The 18878-nt window shown below is 45.7% G+C and carries 15 protein-coding genes; 10 read left to right on the top strand and 5 right to left on the bottom strand.

Annotated features, from left to right (window positions below; genetic code table 11):
- The first annotated feature begins 67 nt into the window (after positions 1-67).
- Together ACXAGQ_RS24540 and ACXAGQ_RS24535 are read left to right on the top strand one after the other, a co-directional pair.
- Positions 68-1546: a protein adenylyltransferase SelO gene (locus tag ACXAGQ_RS24540; RefSeq protein ID WP_475257478.1), complete on the top strand. Its 1479-nt coding sequence runs from the start codon at positions 68-70 to the stop codon at positions 1544-1546.
- Positions 1547-1698: 152 nt separating this feature from the next.
- On the top strand, positions 1699-2721 hold the full coding sequence (locus ACXAGQ_RS24535; RefSeq protein ID WP_475257477.1) for an acyltransferase: 1023 nt from the start codon (positions 1699-1701) through the stop codon (positions 2719-2721).
- A 63-nt stretch (positions 2722-2784) separates the two neighbouring features.
- Here ACXAGQ_RS24535 and ACXAGQ_RS24530 read toward each other — a convergent pair whose 3' ends face one another.
- Complete coding sequence (locus ACXAGQ_RS24530) at positions 2785-3666, bottom strand: putative PEP-binding protein (RefSeq protein WP_475257476.1); 882 nt, start codon at positions 3664-3666, stop codon at positions 2785-2787.
- Positions 3667-4161: 495 nt separating this feature from the next.
- Here ACXAGQ_RS24530 and ACXAGQ_RS24525 point away from each other — a divergent pair, with 495 nt between their 5' ends.
- From ACXAGQ_RS24525 to ACXAGQ_RS24495, 7 genes are all read left to right on the top strand, one after another.
- Positions 4162-5217, top strand: a complete 1056-nt coding sequence (locus ACXAGQ_RS24525) for a 3-deoxy-7-phosphoheptulonate synthase (RefSeq protein ID WP_475257475.1) — start codon at positions 4162-4164, stop codon at positions 5215-5217.
- Positions 5218-5289: 72 nt separating this feature from the next.
- Positions 5290-5772: a YajQ family cyclic di-GMP-binding protein gene (locus ACXAGQ_RS24520; RefSeq protein ID WP_107298283.1), complete on the top strand. Its 483-nt coding sequence runs from the start codon at positions 5290-5292 to the stop codon at positions 5770-5772.
- Positions 5773-5900: 128 nt separating this feature from the next.
- Positions 5901-7247, top strand: coding sequence for an IS4 family transposase (locus tag ACXAGQ_RS24515; protein ID WP_475257474.1), 1347 nt, complete (start codon positions 5901-5903; stop codon positions 7245-7247).
- A gap of 88 nt (positions 7248-7335) precedes the next feature.
- On the top strand, positions 7336-8376 hold the full coding sequence (locus tag ACXAGQ_RS24510) for an IS481 family transposase (RefSeq protein WP_475251940.1): 1041 nt from the start codon (positions 7336-7338) through the stop codon (positions 8374-8376).
- Positions 8377-9192: 816 nt separating this feature from the next.
- Entirely contained in the window at positions 9193-10485 is a 1293-nt protein-coding gene (locus tag ACXAGQ_RS24505; RefSeq protein WP_475257473.1) for a serine/threonine transporter, read from the top strand.
- A gap of 154 nt (positions 10486-10639) precedes the next feature.
- On the top strand, positions 10640-11338 hold the full coding sequence (locus ACXAGQ_RS24500; protein WP_475257472.1) for an IclR family transcriptional regulator: 699 nt from the start codon (positions 10640-10642) through the stop codon (positions 11336-11338).
- Between the two features lie 125 nt (positions 11339-11463).
- Complete coding sequence (locus ACXAGQ_RS24495; protein WP_475257471.1) at positions 11464-12153, top strand: SDR family oxidoreductase; 690 nt, start codon at positions 11464-11466, stop codon at positions 12151-12153.
- 274 nt (positions 12154-12427) lie between these two features.
- Here ACXAGQ_RS24495 and ACXAGQ_RS24490 read toward each other — a convergent pair whose 3' ends face one another.
- Positions 12428-13468 (bottom strand): IS481 family transposase, encoded by a 1041-nt coding sequence (locus ACXAGQ_RS24490; RefSeq protein ID WP_475251940.1) that lies wholly within the window; start codon positions 13466-13468, stop codon positions 12428-12430.
- Between the two features lie 323 nt (positions 13469-13791).
- Between ACXAGQ_RS24490 and ACXAGQ_RS24485 the strand changes: the two genes are divergently transcribed.
- Entirely contained in the window at positions 13792-14631 is an 840-nt protein-coding gene (locus ACXAGQ_RS24485) for a pirin family protein (protein ID WP_475257470.1), read from the top strand.
- Between the two features lie 110 nt (positions 14632-14741).
- On the opposite strand, the gene ACXAGQ_RS24480 is transcribed toward ACXAGQ_RS24485, so the two are convergent.
- The 3 genes from ACXAGQ_RS24480 to lpxL (ACXAGQ_RS24470) form a co-directional block, all read right to left on the bottom strand.
- A complete protein-coding gene (locus ACXAGQ_RS24480; RefSeq protein WP_475257469.1) occupies positions 14742-16124 on the bottom strand; it encodes an alanine/glycine:cation symporter family protein in 1383 nt (460 codons plus the stop codon).
- A gap of 213 nt (positions 16125-16337) precedes the next feature.
- Positions 16338-17267: an LpxL/LpxP family Kdo(2)-lipid IV(A) lauroyl/palmitoleoyl acyltransferase gene (gene lpxL, locus ACXAGQ_RS24475; RefSeq protein ID WP_475257468.1), complete on the bottom strand. Its 930-nt coding sequence runs from the start codon at positions 17265-17267 to the stop codon at positions 16338-16340.
- 391 nt (positions 17268-17658) lie between these two features.
- Positions 17659-18621 carry an LpxL/LpxP family Kdo(2)-lipid IV(A) lauroyl/palmitoleoyl acyltransferase gene (gene lpxL / locus ACXAGQ_RS24470; RefSeq protein WP_475257467.1) on the bottom strand — a complete coding sequence of 321 codons (963 nt, stop codon included), beginning with the start codon at positions 18619-18621 and terminating at the stop codon, positions 17659-17661.
- Positions 18622-18878 lie beyond the last annotated feature (257 nt).

The following is an 18878-nucleotide window of genomic DNA, read 5'->3' as shown; positions in this document are numbered from 1 at the left end:
ACTCTCTCCGTTGTAACCTCTCGGGCAGTTGGTACGCTTAAAGGGAAGCCATTGTGATGATCCCTTTATGAAAAAACTGTCCGAGCTTGTTTTCAACAACACCTACAGCACCTTGCCAAAAAGCTTTGGTACCTTTATCCAGCCCCAGCCGCTTGATAACCCATTCCTGGTCAGTGTGAACCCAAAAGTCAGTGAAATGCTCGAGCTGGATCCCGCTCAGGCTCACACCCAGTACTTTATCGATCTATTCACCGGTAATGATGACCACCCTGCGATGTCTCCCCTTGCCATGAAGTACACAGGGCATCAATTCGGCCAATATAATCCCGACTTGGGCGACGGTCGTGGTTTGCTGATGGGAGAAGTACAGACCTCATCGGGCAAGAAGTGGGATATACACTTAAAAGGCTCTGGCCTCACCCCCTACTCCCGCCAAGGTGATGGCCGGGCGGTATTGCGCTCATCTATACGTGAATATCTAGCCAGCACCGCAATGGCTGGGCTTGGCATCAAAACCACCCACGCTTTGGCAGTACTTTCTAGCAATACCCCCGTTTATAGGGAAACCGTCGAACGAGGGGCAACCCTGATCCGTATTGCTGAAAGTCATTTGCGTTTTGGCCATTTCGAGTATTTCTTCTATACCCAGCAACACACCGAACTGAAAATGCTGGCCGACTATCTCATCAAGCACCATTTTCCTGAGATCGACATACAACAGGATGAAGCAAGCCGCTACAGCCAGATGTTCACCAAGATTATCGGCCTGACCGCCGAGATGGTTGCCTGCTGGCAAGCTGTGGGATTTGCCCACGGGGTAATGAATACCGATAACATGTCTGTACTGGGCCTGACATTCGATTACGGCCCATATGGCTTCCTTGATGACTACGAGCCCGGCTTTATCTGTAACCATTCCGATTATTCAGGGCGCTATGCATTTAACCAGCAGCCTAGCATTGCGTTGTGGAACCTCTCTGCACTCGGTTACGCCCTTACCCCATTACTCGATAAAGAGCAGCTTGATAAAGCACTTGAGCAATACCAACCTGCCCTGCAAAAAGCTTACAGTGCCAAAATGCGTGCTAAACTCGGCCTCAAGCAGAAGCTCGAAGAAGATACCCCGCTATTTTCAGCGATGTTTGATATGCTGAAATCCCAAAGCGTCGACTACACCCTTTTTTTTCGAGCCTTATCTTCAATACCGCACCCTGATCTAAAAACCTCAGGTCACCTGTTTAGAGACATAGTCGAGGATAGCGCTCCGTTAGAGGCATGGCTTGCAATGTATTCGCAGCGACTTGAGAAAGAGTCCTGTGCTGACAGTGATCGACTTGATCTGATGCGATCTACCAACCCTAAGTTCATCTTGAGAAATTACCTCGCCCAGCAAGCTATCGAGCACGCAGAAGAAGGTGACTTCGCAATGATTGAGCAACTCATAACGGTACTGCAAGCCCCCTTTGATGAACACCCAGAGTTAACTCACTTTGCTGCACGCCCGCCTGAATGGGGTAAAGAGCTGGAAATTAGCTGCTCTTCATAGCAATTAACTACTTTTAGCCTAGCTTTTGATGCAAAAGCATTGAGATATAGTTCACGAATCAAATAAACACTCTCCCCCTAGGAAACGATACCTATCAATTCCGGTAGGTATCTCTGGTAAAGTCGTCCGACACGTTTTTAGCAGTAGTAACCATGTCAAACAACCGCATTGCCAGTTTCGAAGCCGGTAGGCTTATTGCCCTTCTCGGCGTCATCGCTATTCACAGCCAACTCTTTATGACTGCCCCTTTAATCCATGATCAACCTTGGTTAGGGCTTCTTATCAATCAGCTTAGCCGCTTCGCCGTTCCCTTGTTTTTTATCATGGCGGGATACTTCATTGCACCGAAGCTGTTGGCTACACCGACACACACCATCAAGCAATACAGCTTACCGTTGCTGAAGGTTTGGTTGGTTTGGAGTGCGATCATTTTCCTCGTGCCATTCAACCTGCAGCTAGCGTGGGAGTCGGGCTACCTTGCAGAGCGCAGCGGCTATTGGCAGTTCTTGCTATCCCAACCGCTCAATACTCTGTTTGAAGGCAGCTTAGTCCACCTGTGGTATATTCCAGGTTTGATCTGTGGCTTGTTGATCATTGCCTTGTGCTGCCATGCCAAGAAGCTCAGCCTACTCCTGCCTGTCGCTATTGCGCTCTACCTTTTCGGTTTAGCCGCTGGCAGTTATGCGCCACTCACTGGCATCGAGTCACCGCTGTTCACCCGTAACGGGCCTTTCATGAGTACCCTGATGCTTACCATAGGCTTCCTAATAAGGCAGCAAGGCTGGCAACTGAGTATTGGCAAAGCTTTCTTGCTCGCTTTAGTGGGAATGGGGTTGCACTTAGTTGAAGCAACGTATTTACTCCGCTTCGATGTACCGTTCAATATGCATGACTTTTTAGCCGGTACGCCGCTTTGGGCAACGGGCATCTTCTTCATGCTCAAGCAGCGGCCACAGTTTGGCCAGGCGATAGTTAGCCTGAATATCAGCAAACATGTTTTGGGCATCTACCTCATTCACCTGCTGATTATTATCTACCTCATGCGCCTATTGCCGATGATGGGCTTCTCTGGCTATGCCAATGATATTCTGCGATTTGTTCTTACCTGTGTCATTAGCTACGGCTTAGTCGTACTTATTGATAAAACGCCGCTTAGGAATTGGCTCCTGAGATAACAAGAAACCCGGCACTCTGCTCAGAGTGCCGGGTTTCTTTTAGGACAGTAATCCCTTCGTTTATTACTGCGTGATCACCGTAGACACATTGTGCTCAAGCAACCACAGCTGTAAGTTCGGCGCTTTGTTGATGTAATGGCTGACCAAATCACAGGGTTTCTTCGCTGAAGAAGCCGCTTTCAGGGCATGGTCGATGAGTGCCAGCACCGCTTCGTTTTGATCATCGTGAAGATATTCAAGGGAAGGGTGAGTCTGATCCAGCCCCAACGCAAATTGTGCCAGCTGATCAATATCGACCACCAGCCCATCAAAATACTGCAGGAACTTTTCAGCCATCAACGCATTGGCTGGCAATTCAGCCATCAAGTGGACACGAAGCCCGTTCGCACCTCGGCACAGCCCTTGCTCTGCAAGCAGGTCAATCGCTGTCGCTGACTCACTAAATGTACGGACAAACGGAATGACCAACTCAATATTCGTCATCCCCTCGGCAATACGCGCGCGTTTGATTGCTTCGCATTCCAGCTCAAAAGCTTTACGCACTGCTTTATCAGCCCAACGAGAAACACCTCGCTTACCAATCAGTGGATTAACCTCTTGGCTCTCAAGCTCTGAGCCAAGTAACGTCAGTCTTTGATGAGAATCCGCACCAGCCAATCTGACTTTGAGCGGTTTATCCCCTGCTTTTTGAGCCGCAGAAATCAGCTTTTCTGCCAAAGCAGAAACCAAAAACTCGGCTGGGTTGTTGTCAGTTTTCTTTAACAACTTTTGCTGGATGCCTTCCGGAAGCTCTGCAGGGTACGCCGCTGCATAAGGGTGAACCCCAACTTCGAGCAGAAGATCATCGACAGAGACCAAACCGATTTCTGCCTCTAAACTAGCAATCTGCGTTGAAGACTTAAGAATTTCAGAAAATTGAAGACCTGACTGAGCGCTGTTTGTCATAAACCACCATAACTGCTTTAACTTGGTTTTAATCAATCAGGAAGAAAATATAGAGATAGATCCGAGCGCCAAGGCGTGTGATTCCGTTTGTATATCGACTTCCATTATTACCCACATTCGTTGGGTAGATATTCACGTAGTCCCAACATACTGACTCAACCCTCGCGACGCAAGTAGGTAACCAGAAAGTTTTATCACTTTGACTGGTTAAGCATGTCGACTCTCATGGTTCTCCAAACCGCTGTGTCACTATTCACGATCAAAACAATTCACAAACAAAGCCATTCACCAGTAAAGCAAAACACCAGCAAGACATTGCTTTTAGTCACTGCGTAAAATGACAGCAATCATTGACCTATCTTGTGAAAAGGCGAAGTAAAACAGAAAGCGCTAGAATAAAAATCTAAGTGATATCACAAGTTTGGTTTATTCCTGCCGACTTTTGGGCTATCTTTACGCGTCAATAATTTTTGTAATACCGAGATAGGCAACACTATGCCAATGAAAACAGATGAACTCCGCACCGTTAGCCTTGGGCTAATGCCAACGCCTGCTGCGGTAGAAGCTGCTTACCCAATCACAGATGAAATTGCGGAGCATGTCGCCCACTCTCGTCGTCAAGTTGAAGCGATTCTAACGGGCCAGGACTCCCGTCTTCTTGTTGTCGTTGGTCCTTGCTCTGTCCACGACCCTGACGCAGCCATCGACTACGCTAAACGCCTTCATGCCGTTCAGGAAAAATACAAAGATACGCTATTCATTGTTATGCGTACCTACTTCGAAAAACCGCGTACGGTTGTCGGCTGGAAAGGTCTGGTATCCGACCCTAACCTTGACGGTAGCTTGGATCTTGCAAAAGGCCTGCATACAGCACGTAAATTACTTGTGGATATCAACGCGCTGGGCATGCCAACAGCGACAGAATTCCTAGATATGATCACTGGCCAATACCTGGCTGATCTTATTAGCTGGGGCGCAATTGGGGCACGTACTACTGAGTCTCAAATCCACCGTGAAATGGCATCTGCCCTGTCTTGTCCTGTTGGTTTCAAGAACGGCACTGACGGCAACATCAAAATTGCTATTGATGCAATCCGTGCTACCCGTGCATCTCACGTTTTCTGCTCACCAGCAAAAAGCGGTGAAATGACGATTTACCGCACATCGGGAAATCCGCACGGCCACGTTATTCTTCGTGGCGGCAAAATGCCTAACTACCATGCTGAAGATATCCAAGCGTCTTGCGATACGTTGGCACCCTTCGACCTGCCAACTCGCTTGGTTGTCGATTTCAGTCACGGAAACTGCCAGAAGCAGCACAAACGCCAGCTTGATGTTGCAGCCGACATTTGCCAGCAAATTAAGGCTGGCAGTAAGTTCGTTGCTGGTATTATGGCGGAAAGTTTTATTGTGGAAGGCAACCAGCCAGTTGATACCGACAATTTATGCGCGCTAACGTACGGCCAGTCTATTACCGACCCATGCATTAACTGGGACGATACCGTGACCATGCTGGACATGCTTTCTGAAGCCGTAGGCAGCCAACAATAATATCAATAGCCGGGCCAAACGCGGCCCCGCTTATATTACAATTACATCAACATACAAATTGGGATTACGCACATGCCATCTTTTGACATTGTTTCTGAAGTCGACTTCGTTGAAATCCGAAATGCGGTAGAAAACTCATCTCGTGAACTAGACACTCGTTTTGATTTCCGTGGTGTCGAAGCTAGCTTCAAGCTAGAAAAAGAAGTTGTAAAAATCACCACGGAATCTGATTACCAGCTAAGCCAGTTGGTCACTATTTTGCGCGGTAACCTAGCTAAGCGCCATGTTGATGCGCAATCTATGGATCAAAAAGAGACGACCCGCACTGGTAAGTCTTTCGCTTGTAATGTTGAGTTCAAGCAAGGCGTAGATACGACCGTTGCAAAGAAAATCGTTAAAATGATCAAAGATGAGAAGCTAAAAGTACAAGCTTCTATCCAGGGCGACAAGGTTCGTGTAACAGGCAAGAAACGCGATGACCTACAAGCAGCAATGGCACTGGTACGTGGTGCAGAGCTTGGCCAATCATTCCAATTCGATAACTTCCGCGACTAAGCCACTCGCCGATCGCTAATAAAAAAACCGCCAGCTGGCTAACACCGATCAGTTAAGCCATTGATCAGTTGAATGATCCTACGGTTGAGTGAAAATACCCCCAGACATTAAGTTTGGGGGTATTTTTTATGTTGGCACATTGGCTTATAGATGTTGATGATTTTGCTTCACCTGACTCACTCTCTTTGTTTCAGAAAGAGTTGCCGCTTGAGTGGATTCAGCAGGCACTCGATGACACCAATAAAGCAAGCTTGAGGCGACGGAAGTTACCGGCTGAGCTTGTGGTCTGGCTCGTTGTCGGGATTGGTTTATACCGCGATAGACCGATTACCGATGTACTTGATAAGTTAGATCTGAAGCTTTCCAGTTCTCTAGGTGAATCCATTGCTCCAAGTGCGATCCCCCAAGCAAGAAAACGGTTAACGGCTAAGCCTCTCGAAGCTTTATTTACATTAACTGCACAACATTGGGCACAAACAGAAGATAGTGATGATACATGGTTCGGATTAAAGCTTTTCTCTGTTGATGGTACGCAATTTAGAACCCACGATACCCCAGCTCTTGCAGAGCATTTTCAATACGTTAAGCACAGTAAAACACGCCATACTGAATACCCAGTTGTAAGGCTATGTGCACTTTGCTCCCTTCGAAGTCGCCTAATCCATAATGTCGCTTTTGGCCCTAGCTACAACGGTGAAGAAAGCTACGCCAAGCAACTCATTTCCTCTGCAACGGCCAACTCTCTTACTATTTTCGACCGATGTTATTTAGGTGCGGAGTTAATGATTAACTGGCAAAACCAACATGGTTCTAGCCACTGGATGACCCCCATAAAATCCAATACAAAGTACACAATCATAGAGCAGTTAGATGAAGACGGGCGTGACTTGATAGTCGAAATGAATGTTTCTCAACACGCTCGCAAAAAAGATCCTCATCTGCCTGAAAAGTGGCAAGCTAGGCTTGCGCTTTATCCAGAAAAAGAGCAACCCAATCATATAAAAGGGGTTTTGACGTCCCTAACAGACAAAAAATATGACCTGCAATCCTTACTTGATGTTTACTTCGAACGATGGGAAATCGAAAACAGTTATGGGGAGATAAAGCATGACATGCTTGAAGATGAGATCCTACTCCGTAGTCAATCAATCGAAGGTGTTGAGCAGGAGATCTGGGGCATTTTAATTGCTTATAACCTAGTCCGGTTGGAAATAAGCAGGATAGCAAAAGAAGCTAAAGTGTCGCCTTTACGGATCAGTTTCATGATGGCGTTGAGGGATATCCAGGATGAACTAATGTGGTGTGCAATCGCATCGCCCGGTTCAATACCCAAGAAGTTAAGGGCAATGCGGGAAAGAGTGAAACGTTATATTTTGCCGGAACGAAAAAAACGGCCCAAATCAAGGACCGTTCGTATCAGTAAAACCCGCTATGTGGTTCGCTCCAAACATCTTAATTGTATTAGTTCCGACTAGATCTGACACTTCAATTGAAATGAAGAGAGTTACCCACTTTGATTAAAGGTGCTGAATCCGTAATCAAAGACAATAAGAGGTAACTCTCATGCTTCATACTAGCAATCCAATCATCAAACACAAAGCTGGGCTTCTCAATCTTGCAGAAGAACTCGGTAATGTATCAAAAGCTTGTAAAGTCATGGGTGTCTCAAGAGACACTTTCTATCGTTATCAAGAGTTGGTAGAAACAGGTGGTATCGATGCTCTGATTAATCAAAGCCGCAGAACACCAAACTTAAAGAATCGTGTCGATAGTGAGACTGAGCAGGCTGTGCTCAAATACGCCATCAACTTCCCTGCGCATGGACAAGTCAGAACAAGCAATGAACTGCGTAAACTAGGCGTGTTTATCTCTCCAAGTGGCGTACGCTCAATCTGGCTCCGCAATGACCTAGAAAACTTCAAGAAACGTCTTATCGCACTGGAAAAACAGGTCGCAGAGGACGGTATAATCCTAACGGACGAGCAAGTCGCTGCCCTTGAGCGCAAGAAGCATGATGATGAGGCCTGTGGTGAGATAGAAACTGCACACCCAGGTTATCTCGGCTCTCAAGACACGTTCTATGTTGGCAATCTGAAAGGTGTTGGACGCATCTATCAGCAGACGTTCGTTGATACCTATAGCAAAGTTGCTTTCGCTAAGCTCTATACGACAAAAACACCTATCACCGCAGCAGATATGTTGAATGACAAGGTTCTACCGTTCTTCGAGACTCACGAGTTGCCAATGCTGCGAATCTTGACTGACCGGGGTACTGAATACTGCGGTCGAGTTGAGCAACATGACTACCAACTTTACTTAGCCATCAATGATATCGATCACACTAAAACTAAAGCCATGTCGCCACAGACAAACGGGATCTGCGAGCGCTTCCACAAGACCATATTGAATGAGTTCTACCAAGTGACGTTCAGAAAGAAACTGTATGGCTCAATGGATGAGTTGCAGAAAGATCTGGACGAATGGGTGGACTACTACAACAATCATCGTACCCATCAAGGAAAAATGTGCTGTGGCAGAACGCCCATAGAAACATTAGAGGATGGGAAATCAATCTGGGCCGAAAAGAATCTAGCCCAGATATAATCTGACAGGCACCAAGTCGAAAGTGGGTAACTGTCAGATCGGGTCTGAATTAGTACATCTTAATTGATAGGAGTTAGCCAGCTGGCGGTTTTTTTATTAATAACTCTCATAAAATTATCGTGCACCTTCAAAGCTCTTTAATGCCGCAACTCTTGCGTCTGTTTGGCTATTCATAAATCAATATCACTTAATTTCCGTTGTTAAATTAATCGCCAATCAAACTACTCCTTTTTGACTAGGCAAAAACACACCTCGAGCATCCCATTGGCTAATAACAGCAGCAATGCACATTTTCCTGCTCAAATAACAAACAACCAGCAATCATATAAACGTCTACCACCAATCACCATTAACAATAATTAATACATTTTCACCATTAGACATAAAAACCCATAACTGGATATTTTATCGTTATAAACAAGTGTCTGATTATTGTGCAAACAGACGCCTAAAAGCGAAAAACCATAGTTGTGATACGGATAATCCCCTATACTTGCCCGCGTCCTATTTAGGGTTCCAATTGTCATTATTAAAGGTTTTAATAATTTAGAGATTTAGAGCAGTCATTACCAAGTAGCATTGTGCATGCATGGAATTAGCGCTTATAGACCCAGGACGTCACTATGATCACTTTCCCCGTTTGAAATGATCCTCCCCCACAATACGCTTCTTATTTTGTTCACCTGAACTGCAAATAGTTATTTGCAAAACTGCTCTGGCTCCTTTACTGACGTTCCATCAGTAAAGCAGGGAAGATACACAGAAGAGAACCCTTTGAAGGCTATATAAACTATACCTATAAAGGAGATGTCCATAATGGACACTGTGAAAAACAATACCGTTCATTCTCAATCAACCACAAAAGCAAAGCTGGGCTGGAAAAAAGCCGATACCCTTTGGGTACTTGGCCTTTTCGGTACCGCTGTTGGTGCAGGTACACTTTTCCTGCCAATTAACGCCGGTGTAGGTGGCCTAATCCCGTTATTGGTAATGACAGTCCTTGCACTGCCAATGACCTACTTCGCACACCGCGGTATGACTCGATTCGTGCTTTCAAGCTCCAACCCTGGCGCTGATATCACAGAAGTGGTTGAAGAACACTTTGGTGCTGGCATGGGTAAAGTGATCACCCTACTTTACTTCTTTGCTATCTACCCAATTCTACTGGTTTACAGTGTTGCCCTAACCAACACCGTAGAAAGCTTTATGATCAACCAGCTAAGCATCACTCCTCCTGCTCGCTGGATTCTTGCTCTTGCACTGATTGTGGGCCTGATGGCGATTGTTCGACTGGGTGAAGAGCTGATTGTAAAAGCAATGAGTATGCTGGTATTCCCATTCGTTGCAGTTCTTCTAGCGCTTGCACTATACCTAGTACCTGAGTGGAACGGCGAGATCTTCAATCATGTTATGCCTGCTGAAGGCGGTATGACATCTGTATTCATGGCAGTATGGTTGATCCTACCGGTAATGGTATTCTCATTTAACCACTCGCCTGTGATCTCTTCTTTCGCGGTAGCGATGCAGAAAGAACACGGCGACAACGCAGAGCCTCAGGCACGCCGTGTACTTCAGCGCGCGCACATCATGATGGTTGTAACCGTTATGTTCTTCGTATTCAGTTGTGTACTGTCTCTGTCCCCTGCCAACCTGGCAGAAGCGAAAGCACAGAACGTGTCTATCCTGACTTACCTGTCTAACCACTTCCAAACGCCAATGATTGCTTACGCTGCGCCTATCGTTGCGATTATTGCCATTACTAAGTCTTTCCTAGGCCACTACCTAGGTGCAAGCGAAGGTTTGAACGGTTTGGTTGTTAAGGTATCGCGCAGCCGCGGTAAAGAAATCGGCCCGAAAGCCCTAAACGCATTCACTGCTGGCTTCATGCTTATCACAACTTGGGCAGTAGCCACTATCAACCCAAGTATTCTGGGTATGATTGAAAGCCTAGGCGGCCCAATCATCGCGATGCTGCTATTCATTATGCCGATGTACGCTATCAAGAAAGTACCGGCGATGCGCAAATACTCAGGTGCAATCAGCAACGTATTCATCGTTGTTATCGGCCTGATTTCTATCTCAGCGATCTTCTACTCTTTGGCTCAGTAAGCCAATCAGTATAAACCTTCTCAAGGCCATCATTTGATGGCCTTTTTTATAAAAGCCCAAGCATCATCTTCTCTGAAGCATCAACTATTCAAATACTGCTTGTACATATAACCGAGGGTATACTCTAGGTGTCTATCCAACACACAGAGTCAACATGGCGACAAAAAACCGTAATATTCAGTCTGTCGAGCGCACCTTTGCCATTCTCGAGATGCTCTCTTTGCATCATGAGCCCCTTTCTCTACAAAATATCAGTCAACAATTAGAATTAAGTAAGACCACGGTTCATGGGCTACTAGCAACGCTACGCTCGCTTGGGTATGTCACAAAGAGCAAACAAGGTTACAGTCTGGGTCTGCGTTTACGTGAGCTATCTAAACCGCTTGAACAAAACGATGAAGCAATTCGAACCCACTTCTCATCTCTACTCCAACGTATGGCTAGCCTTACCGATAACACCGCTTATCTAGCAGTAAAAAGTGGCGCACAAGAGTATTTGTATATTGATGCCATAGAGCGAAACAATCCACTTACCATACGAAGCCCGCGAGGGCGGCGTGAAGGGCTTACCTCTTCTGCTATTGGTAAAGTGTTCTTAGCGTTCGACGACGATCTGCTGCGTGAGTTACGTACCAAAGAACAAATCGATATTCCGCTTGAACAAGAACTACTTAAAGTGAAACAACAGGGTTTTGCACTTGATTTAGAGCAAGCAGAAGCCAACCTCAATTGCTTAGCAATCCCGCTATACATTGATGGTAGTCTGGCCGCTGTCGCGGGTGTTAGCGGGCATGCAAACGAGCTAAATCAACCTCACCTTGAGCATTTTGCTTCCGTATTCCTCAGTAAGTAACTCTGCTCTCACCAACTAACTCAAGATTCGACAATGTCGAATCTTGCTGGATATTCTTCTTCATTAAGTAACATTAAGAGTAAGGCGTTCTACACTTGCCCCTTCCAAATAGATGAGGAAGAAAAATGTCTACTGTACTAATTACCGGTGCAAATCGTGGTCTTGGTTTAGAGTTTGTTCGTCAGTACCTTGATAAAGGCTGGAAAGTGCTGGCAGCTTGTCGTGCTCCGCAACAAGCAAGCGAGTTAATTGCGCTGTCGAATGTAGGTCATGTTGAGCTAGTAAAGCTTGATGTGACTTCAGAGAAAGACATCAACGAACTCGGTAAAACCCTTGAAGGTAGAGCGATTGATCACCTGATCCTAAATGCAGGTGTACTGGGTGACGACTGTGCGAAACTGGGTGAAATGACCCAATCAAAATGGTTAGAAGTTCTGAATGTTAACACCGTAGCACCAGCTCTACTTATTCAGGCGTTAAGAGAAAATGTAGCAGCAAGTGAACATAAAACCATCGTTGGTATTTCGACTCGCGTAGCAAGTATTGGTGATAACGGGTCAGGTAACATGTACAGCTACCGCACATCAAAAGCGGCGCTTAATCAAATCCTAGTATCGGCGGCGAAAAACCTAGTCGAGCAAGGCGTTAAAACAGTGGCAATTCACCCTGGTTGGGTACAAACCGATATGGGCGGTAAAGACGCGACATTCACACCACAAGAAAGTGTTGCCGGAATCATAAATGTTGCTGAATCTATGACGTTAGAAACTTCAGGCAGTTTTCGCGTCTTTGATGGTTCTGCGATTAAGTGGTAACCCGGTAACCCAAAAAGTAAAAGCCCCACGCGAAAAAATTGGGGCTTTACCACAATCGTCCCTGCGAATGCCACCATTTGGTAAGGCCTGACGACTATAGCCACATTCAGCTTAGAAAAGATTACCCAAACATGCTCTTAACGGATTGGCAGTGGTATCGTAATAAACACGAAATGAAGCACTTCCGTATTACCAATCGAGTCAACAATCCTTTAGGTGTACTAATTCAGACCCGATCTGACAGTTACCCACTTTCGACTTGGTGCCTGTCAGATTATATCTGGGCTAGATTCTTTTCGGCCCAGATTGATTTCCCATCCTCTAATGTTTCTATGGGCGTTCTGCCACAGCACATTTTTCCTTGATGGGTACGATGATTGTTGTAGTAGTCCACCCATTCGTCCAGATCTTTCTGCAACTCATCCATTGAGCCATACAGTTTCTTTCTGAACGTCACTTGGTAGAACTCATTCAATATGGTCTTGTGGAAGCGCTCGCAGATCCCGTTTGTCTGTGGCGACATGGCTTTAGTTTTAGTGTGATCGATATCATTGATGGCTAAGTAAAGTTGGTAGTCATGTTGCTCAACTCGACCGCAGTATTCAGTACCCCGGTCAGTCAAGATTCGCAGCATTGGCAACTCGTGAGTCTCGAAGAACGGTAGAACCTTGTCATTCAACATATCTGCTGCGGTGATAGGTGTTTTTGTCGTATAGAGCTTAGCGAAAGCAACTTTGCTATAGGTATCAACGAACGTCTGCTGATAGATGCGTCCAACACCTTTCAGATTGCCAACATAGAACGTGTCTTGAGAGCCGAGATAACCTGGGTGTGCAGTTTCTATCTCACCACAGGCCTCATCATCATGCTTCTTGCGCTCAAGGGCAGCGACTTGCTCGTCCGTTAGGATTATACCGTCCTCTGCGACCTGTTTTTCCAGTGCGATAAGACGTTTCTTGAAGTTTTCTAGGTCATTGCGGAGCCAGATTGAGCGTACGCCACTTGGAGAGATAAACACGCCTAGTTTACGCAGTTCATTGCTTGTTCTGACTTGTCCATGCGCAGGGAAGTTGATGGCGTATTTGAGCACAGCCTGCTCAGTCTCACTATCGACACGATTCTTTAAGTTTGGTGTTCTGCGGCTTTGATTAATCAGAGCATCGATACCACCTGTTTCTACCAACTCTTGATAACGATAGAAAGTGTCTCTTGAGACACCCATGACTTTACAAGCTTTTGATACATTACCGAGTTCTTCTGCAAGATTGAGAAGCCCAGCTTTGTGTTTGATGATTGGATTGCTAGTATGAAGCATGAGAGTTACCTCTTATTGTCTTTGATTACGGATTCAGCACCTTTAATCAAAGTGGGTAACTCTCTTCATTTCAATTGAAGTGTCAGATCTAGTCGGAACTAATACACTTTAGGCACTATCTTGCAAGAGTAATCACTTAAATTAGAAAAATACGAATAACCTTTAGTTTTGAAAAGTCACTCGATTAGATGTCCAGTCGCGTTTCCGCGCTCCTTTACCTAATAGTCGTTCAAATTTTTCAAACAAGCTGTTCGTTTTTACCCCCTGTTTACAGCCCACATTGCTTTCTAAACTACAGAAAAGAATGTAATTGGGAGGCAACTATGGCAATCCGACATATCAAACAAGTTATTCAATCTCATCCTTCCTCTGATGGCGATGGGGTTAAAATCCAGCGTGTTCATGGCTTCAACAACACGCAGTTTTCGCCTTTTTTGATGATTGATGAGTTGAAATCAGAAAGCTCTGCTGACTATGTAGGCGGGTTTCCCCCCCACCCTCATCGTGGCATAGAAACCTTAACCTACATGCTTAAAGGCCACTTTCAGCACAAAGATCATATGGGCAATGTGGGCGAGCTTAGTGATGGTGGCGCGCAATGGATGTCCGCTGGCCGCGGAGTGATCCACAGTGAAATGCCTATCATGACAGACGGCAACCTGCACGGCTTTCAGATTTGGATAAACCTACCGGCAGCAAAAAAAATGCAGCCTGCGGATTACCATGATTTCCAATCGGATGTGATCACCCAGCACCGGCAGGAAGATGGGAGCCTGATCCGTGTTATTGCCGGTGACTTAACCATCAATGGTACGACACTTGCGGGTCCACTGCAGCAGACAGGTGTTCCCGTTACCATCGTAGACTGGCAAGCTGAACAAGCGGCTAGCCTCAACAGCTGCCTAAACCCTGATTTCCAAGCCATGCTCTATGTCTACAGGGGCTCTATCAGTGTTGAAGGGAAAGAAGTCAGTGCAGGAAACCTTGCCATACTTGGCAATGGGGAGGGCTTGGCCATTTCAGCTGATGAGCAAGCTGGCGTGTTGCTACTATCTGGGCAACCAATTAACGAACCGGTGGTGCATTACGGCCCGTTTGTCATGAACAGCATGGATGAGATTGAACAAGCAATACAAGATTACCAACAAGGTACACTGGTATAAGGTTCATTGGTATAAGATGCATTGATCTAAGGTGTGTTGATATAAAATGCGTTGGTAGAAACTTTTGCCGACTTACAACATCCCCTGTGTAAGCCGGCATGAGTTTATGATCAGTCCGAATCAGACCCTTTCATTTTCTCTTGCGCTAGCAATTCAAAATATTCTTTGGTCAGTTTGAATACCACAGGGCTTAGCAGCAATAGTGCAATCAAATTTGGAATCGCCATCATGGCATTTAGGGTATCTGCCAGTAACCAAATAAACTCCAGCGAACTGGTCGCCCCAATCGGTACGGCAATGATCCATAGCACCCTAAAAGGAACTATCGCTTTTACACCAAATAAGTATTGGATACATTTTTCACTATAAAAACTCCAGCCCAATATGGTGGTAAAAGCAAAAATAGACAATGCGATGGCAACGACGTAATTGCCTATACCCGGTAGTGCAGAAGCAAAAGCTGCAGATGTCAGTGCCGCGCCAGTTTCTCCACTTAACCATGACCCAGAGACAACAATGGCTAAACCGGTGATGCTACAAACAACGATGGTATCTATGAAAGTACCAAGCATTGCCACCAGGCCTTGTGCCACGGGGTTTTTCGTTTGCGCGGCAGCATGGGCTATCGGGGCACTGCCAAGCCCGGCCTCATTGGAAAAAATGCCTCGAGCCACACCAAACCTAATCGCCGCCCATACCGCAGCACCAGCAAAACCACCTTGCGCAGCGACTGGGGTAAAGGCACTACTGACAATCAGACCAAAAGCGGCCGGTATTTCAGAAATATTCATGATCAGAACAATAAGGCCAGAGGCGATATAAAACGCTGCCATCAATGGCACTAGCTTACCAGCCACATCGGCTATACGCTTGATCCCGCCCATGAGTACCAGCCCGACCAAGATCATCATCACCAAGCCGGAAATCATTGGTGATATACCAAAACTTGATTCAACCGCCGCTGCCACAGAGTTGGACTGTACCGTATTGCCGATACCAAACCCGGCTAAGCCGCCAAAAATGGCAAATGCCGTTCCTAGCCAAGCCCACTTACTGCTAAGACCATTTTTGATGTAATACATCGGGCCACCGATGTGATTGCCATTGGCATCCGTCTCACGGTATTTCACCGCACAAACCGCTTCAGCAAACTTGGTCGCCATGCCGACTAATGCCGTGCACCACATCCAAAATAAAGCGCCAGGGCCACCTAAAAATATTGCTGTTGCGACCCCTGCAATATTACCGGTGCCGATAGTTGCTGAAAGAGAGGTCATTAAGGCATTGAACGGGCTAATTTCCCCTTTGGCTTCCTCTTCTTTCTCGGGGATCCTGCCTGTCCATAGCAACTTAAAGCCGGCTCCAATTTTTGCAATCGGCATGAGCTTTAAGCCAAGAGTAAGATATATCCCCACCCCGAGGATAAGAACCAGCATGGGAACACCCCACACGAAGCCGTTTATGGCTGAGACAAAATTCGCGATTGAATCCATCCTTATCCTCACTATTTTTATTTACTTATCACAAAAACATAGGCGGCCTTGTCTATAACTTCAACATGGATATGGATATGGATATAAACAATGTAGATAAATACTAAATTCGATGAGTGGCAGGAAACTCTCCTAATTAGGCAAGGAAAGCGCATTATGTCAGGCATAAAAAAAGCTTCCCAAGGAAGCTTTTTATCAAATCAAACTGAGCGGTTAATCATACAACGATGGTTCACCTTCAGGGCGAGTTTTAAAGCGGCGGTGCAACCACATATATTGCTCCGGCGCTTCCAGAATAGAGCGTTCAACCGCTTTATTTACATAGGCTGCCGCAGCATCAGGATCATTATGTGGGAACGCATCCAATGGTGGGAAAACTTTCAATGTATAGCGTCCGGAATCAGTAATGCGCACCATGGCAAACGGAACCACCGCACAATGTGAAGCATCAACCAACAAACTGGTTCCTGTTGTTGTACATGCCTTGTCTACCGCAAACAATGGCGCAAACGTCGAGCGGCGCTTTCCATAGTCGTGGTCAGGGGCGTACCATACACGCTCACCTTTTCTCAGAGCACGTAGCATGCCTTTTACGTCTTTGCGGTCAATCATGTACTTGTTTGACCGGATACGGCCTTTGAATTGGAAATAATCAAAACAAGGGTTTTTATTTGGGCGGTAAACACCTACACCTGGCGTTTTCATTCCAAACGCTCGTGCGCCAAGTTCAAGGTTCAACGAATGGACAGCCACCAGCAAAACGCCTTTCCCTTCTGCCTCCAGCTGATGAATATGCTCCAAACCTTCAAAATCAACATGGCGTTCAACACGGATATCCGGCCAGAACCATGCCATACCGGTTTCGAACAGCGCCAGCCCTGTATTGTCGATATTTTTCTTCATCAACTCATCGCGTTCTTCTCGCGGCATGTCAGGAAAGCAGAGTTCTAAGTTTCGGGCGATGGTTTTCTTGCGCTTTTTGATAATTCGCATCCCTAGGCGCCCCAACCCTTGTCCCATACGAAACTGAATAAAGTATGGCAACCAACTAATCAGATACATCAAGCCAATCATTGACAAGGTAAGCCAATATCTTGGATGCAGTAAAGACTTCGTGAAAGTTGGCGCTGTAAATTTGCTCATAAACGAGGGTATCCCTTTATTATTGTTATTTCACATCACTATTTCATTTAAACAAGAAACAACCAGGAAAAATCCATTGACGGAATTTATATCAAACATTGCATTCTATTGCGTGGTGACAGGCTATGCAAGAGGATGAAGTTTTGTACTTATTTTTTTCAGCTTAGGTTAAGTATACCCAAGAGGCTTAAAGGTAACTTAGGTATGTTTGAACAAATGAGAGGCAACTTTGGGTTAAGAAGCGAGCGCTTGTAAATTCAGCGGCTATATAAAGGGATGGGGCTTGAGCTAAAGGGAGATAAACGAAAGAGGTAAATACGATATCATTGAGGATGGTGGCTTCAGTGAAGCCACCTGGATCCTATTCAATCAGACACAGTTCAAAACTAAATTACGCGACTGAAGCGTGCAACTCTGACCCTTCTTTTTTATAGAGGCAAGGCTCTCCCTCCGGGCGTGTTTTAAAGCGACGGTGCAACCACATGTATTGGCACGGTGCAGCTAGAATGGCATTTTCAACTGCTCTATTAATGACAACAGCGGCCTGCTCTGGGTCATTACGTGGGAATTCTTCCTGCAGCGGTGCAATGGTTATTAAATAATCACCAGAATTGGTTACACGCACCATTCTAAATGTCATCACTTCACACCCACTGTTGTCTACTAACAGGCTGGTACCCGTCGTCGTGCAGGCTTTCTCAACAGCAAACAATGGGGCAAACGTAGAACGCCGGCGACCGTAGTCATGATCAGGAGCGTACCATACACGAGATCCAGTACTCAGCGCCTTCAACATTCCTTTGACATCTTTACGGTCAATCAATGTACGGTTGGAACGCGCTCGCCCTCGATATTGGACAAAATCAAAGCAAGGGTTATTATTCGGGCGGTATATCCCTGTACCTGATTTGTGAATCCCAAACGCACGTGCCGCAAGCTCTAAGTTCAAGGAGTGTACGGCAACAAACAGCGCACCTTTGCCTTCTTTCTCAAGCTTTTCGATATGCTCCATTCCTTCGATACGAACATGACGTTTAACCCGCGCATCTGACCAGAACCATGCCATACCGGTTTCAAACAAGGCTAAACCCGAGTTATCAATATTTTTCTTAATGATATCTTTCTTTTCGCTTTCAGCCATTTCTGGGAAGCAAAGCTCAAGGTTGCGCTCAATCGTAAAGCGGCGCTTCTTCATTAGCCCCAGAGCCAAACGGCCAGCCCCCTGCCCTAAACGGCGTTGAACCACATAAGGGAGCAAGCTCAACAGATACATCACCAGTATGAGTAATAATGTCGGCCAATAACGCGGGCTAAGAAACTTCCAAGAGAAGCAAGGTGCAGCAAATTTGCTCATAAATATTATCGCAACAAGTAGGGACCAAGATTCATTTACAGTTGATTAAAAGCTGTAAATTGCCTTGGCAATCATACGCTGCCCAACATGAAAAACACAGCTTTTTAATGGTTAATTAAAAATTAATGAGCATACCGAACAAAAACAAAACACCAGCCATAAACCAATGAAAATGAACGATGTTTTCTTTTTCACATTAAAATAAAAAAAGCGGAAAATTCATCACATTGAAAGAAATGTGTCAAATTTATCCGCTT

Source organism: Photobacterium sp. ABD4_091 (assembly GCF_056160145.1).
Note: the sequence above shows the minus strand (reverse complement) of the source record. Positions and strands in the feature narration are given on the sequence as shown.

What these genes read in the sequence shown, in the direction of transcription:
- ACXAGQ_RS24540 (WP_475257478.1), top strand. Translation starts at nt 68, where the DNA reads ATGAAAAAACTGTCCGAGCTTGTTTTCAACAACACCTACAGCACCTTG.
- ACXAGQ_RS24535 (WP_475257477.1), top strand. Translation starts at nt 1,699, where the DNA reads ATGTCAAACAACCGCATTGCCAGTTTCGAAGCCGGTAGGCTTATTGCC.
- ACXAGQ_RS24530 (WP_475257476.1), bottom strand. Translation starts at nt 3,666, where the DNA reads ATGACAAACAGCGCTCAGTCAGGTCTTCAATTTTCTGAAATTCTTAAG.
- ACXAGQ_RS24525 (WP_475257475.1), top strand. Translation starts at nt 4,162, where the DNA reads ATGCCAATGAAAACAGATGAACTCCGCACCGTTAGCCTTGGGCTAATG.
- ACXAGQ_RS24520 (WP_107298283.1), top strand. Translation starts at nt 5,290, where the DNA reads ATGCCATCTTTTGACATTGTTTCTGAAGTCGACTTCGTTGAAATCCGA.
- ACXAGQ_RS24515 (WP_475257474.1), top strand. Translation starts at nt 5,901, where the DNA reads ATGTTGGCACATTGGCTTATAGATGTTGATGATTTTGCTTCACCTGAC.
- ACXAGQ_RS24510 (WP_475251940.1), top strand. Translation starts at nt 7,336, where the DNA reads ATGCTTCATACTAGCAATCCAATCATCAAACACAAAGCTGGGCTTCTC.
- ACXAGQ_RS24505 (WP_475257473.1), top strand. Translation starts at nt 9,193, where the DNA reads ATGGACACTGTGAAAAACAATACCGTTCATTCTCAATCAACCACAAAA.
- ACXAGQ_RS24500 (WP_475257472.1), top strand. Translation starts at nt 10,640, where the DNA reads ATGGCGACAAAAAACCGTAATATTCAGTCTGTCGAGCGCACCTTTGCC.
- ACXAGQ_RS24495 (WP_475257471.1), top strand. Translation starts at nt 11,464, where the DNA reads ATGTCTACTGTACTAATTACCGGTGCAAATCGTGGTCTTGGTTTAGAG.
- ACXAGQ_RS24490 (WP_475251940.1), bottom strand. Translation starts at nt 13,468, where the DNA reads ATGCTTCATACTAGCAATCCAATCATCAAACACAAAGCTGGGCTTCTC.
- ACXAGQ_RS24485 (WP_475257470.1), top strand. Translation starts at nt 13,792, where the DNA reads ATGGCAATCCGACATATCAAACAAGTTATTCAATCTCATCCTTCCTCT.
- ACXAGQ_RS24480 (WP_475257469.1), bottom strand. Translation starts at nt 16,124, where the DNA reads ATGGATTCAATCGCGAATTTTGTCTCAGCCATAAACGGCTTCGTGTGG.
- lpxL (WP_475257468.1), bottom strand. Translation starts at nt 17,267, where the DNA reads ATGAGCAAATTTACAGCGCCAACTTTCACGAAGTCTTTACTGCATCCA.
- lpxL (WP_475257467.1), bottom strand. Translation starts at nt 18,621, where the DNA reads ATGAGCAAATTTGCTGCACCTTGCTTCTCTTGGAAGTTTCTTAGCCCG.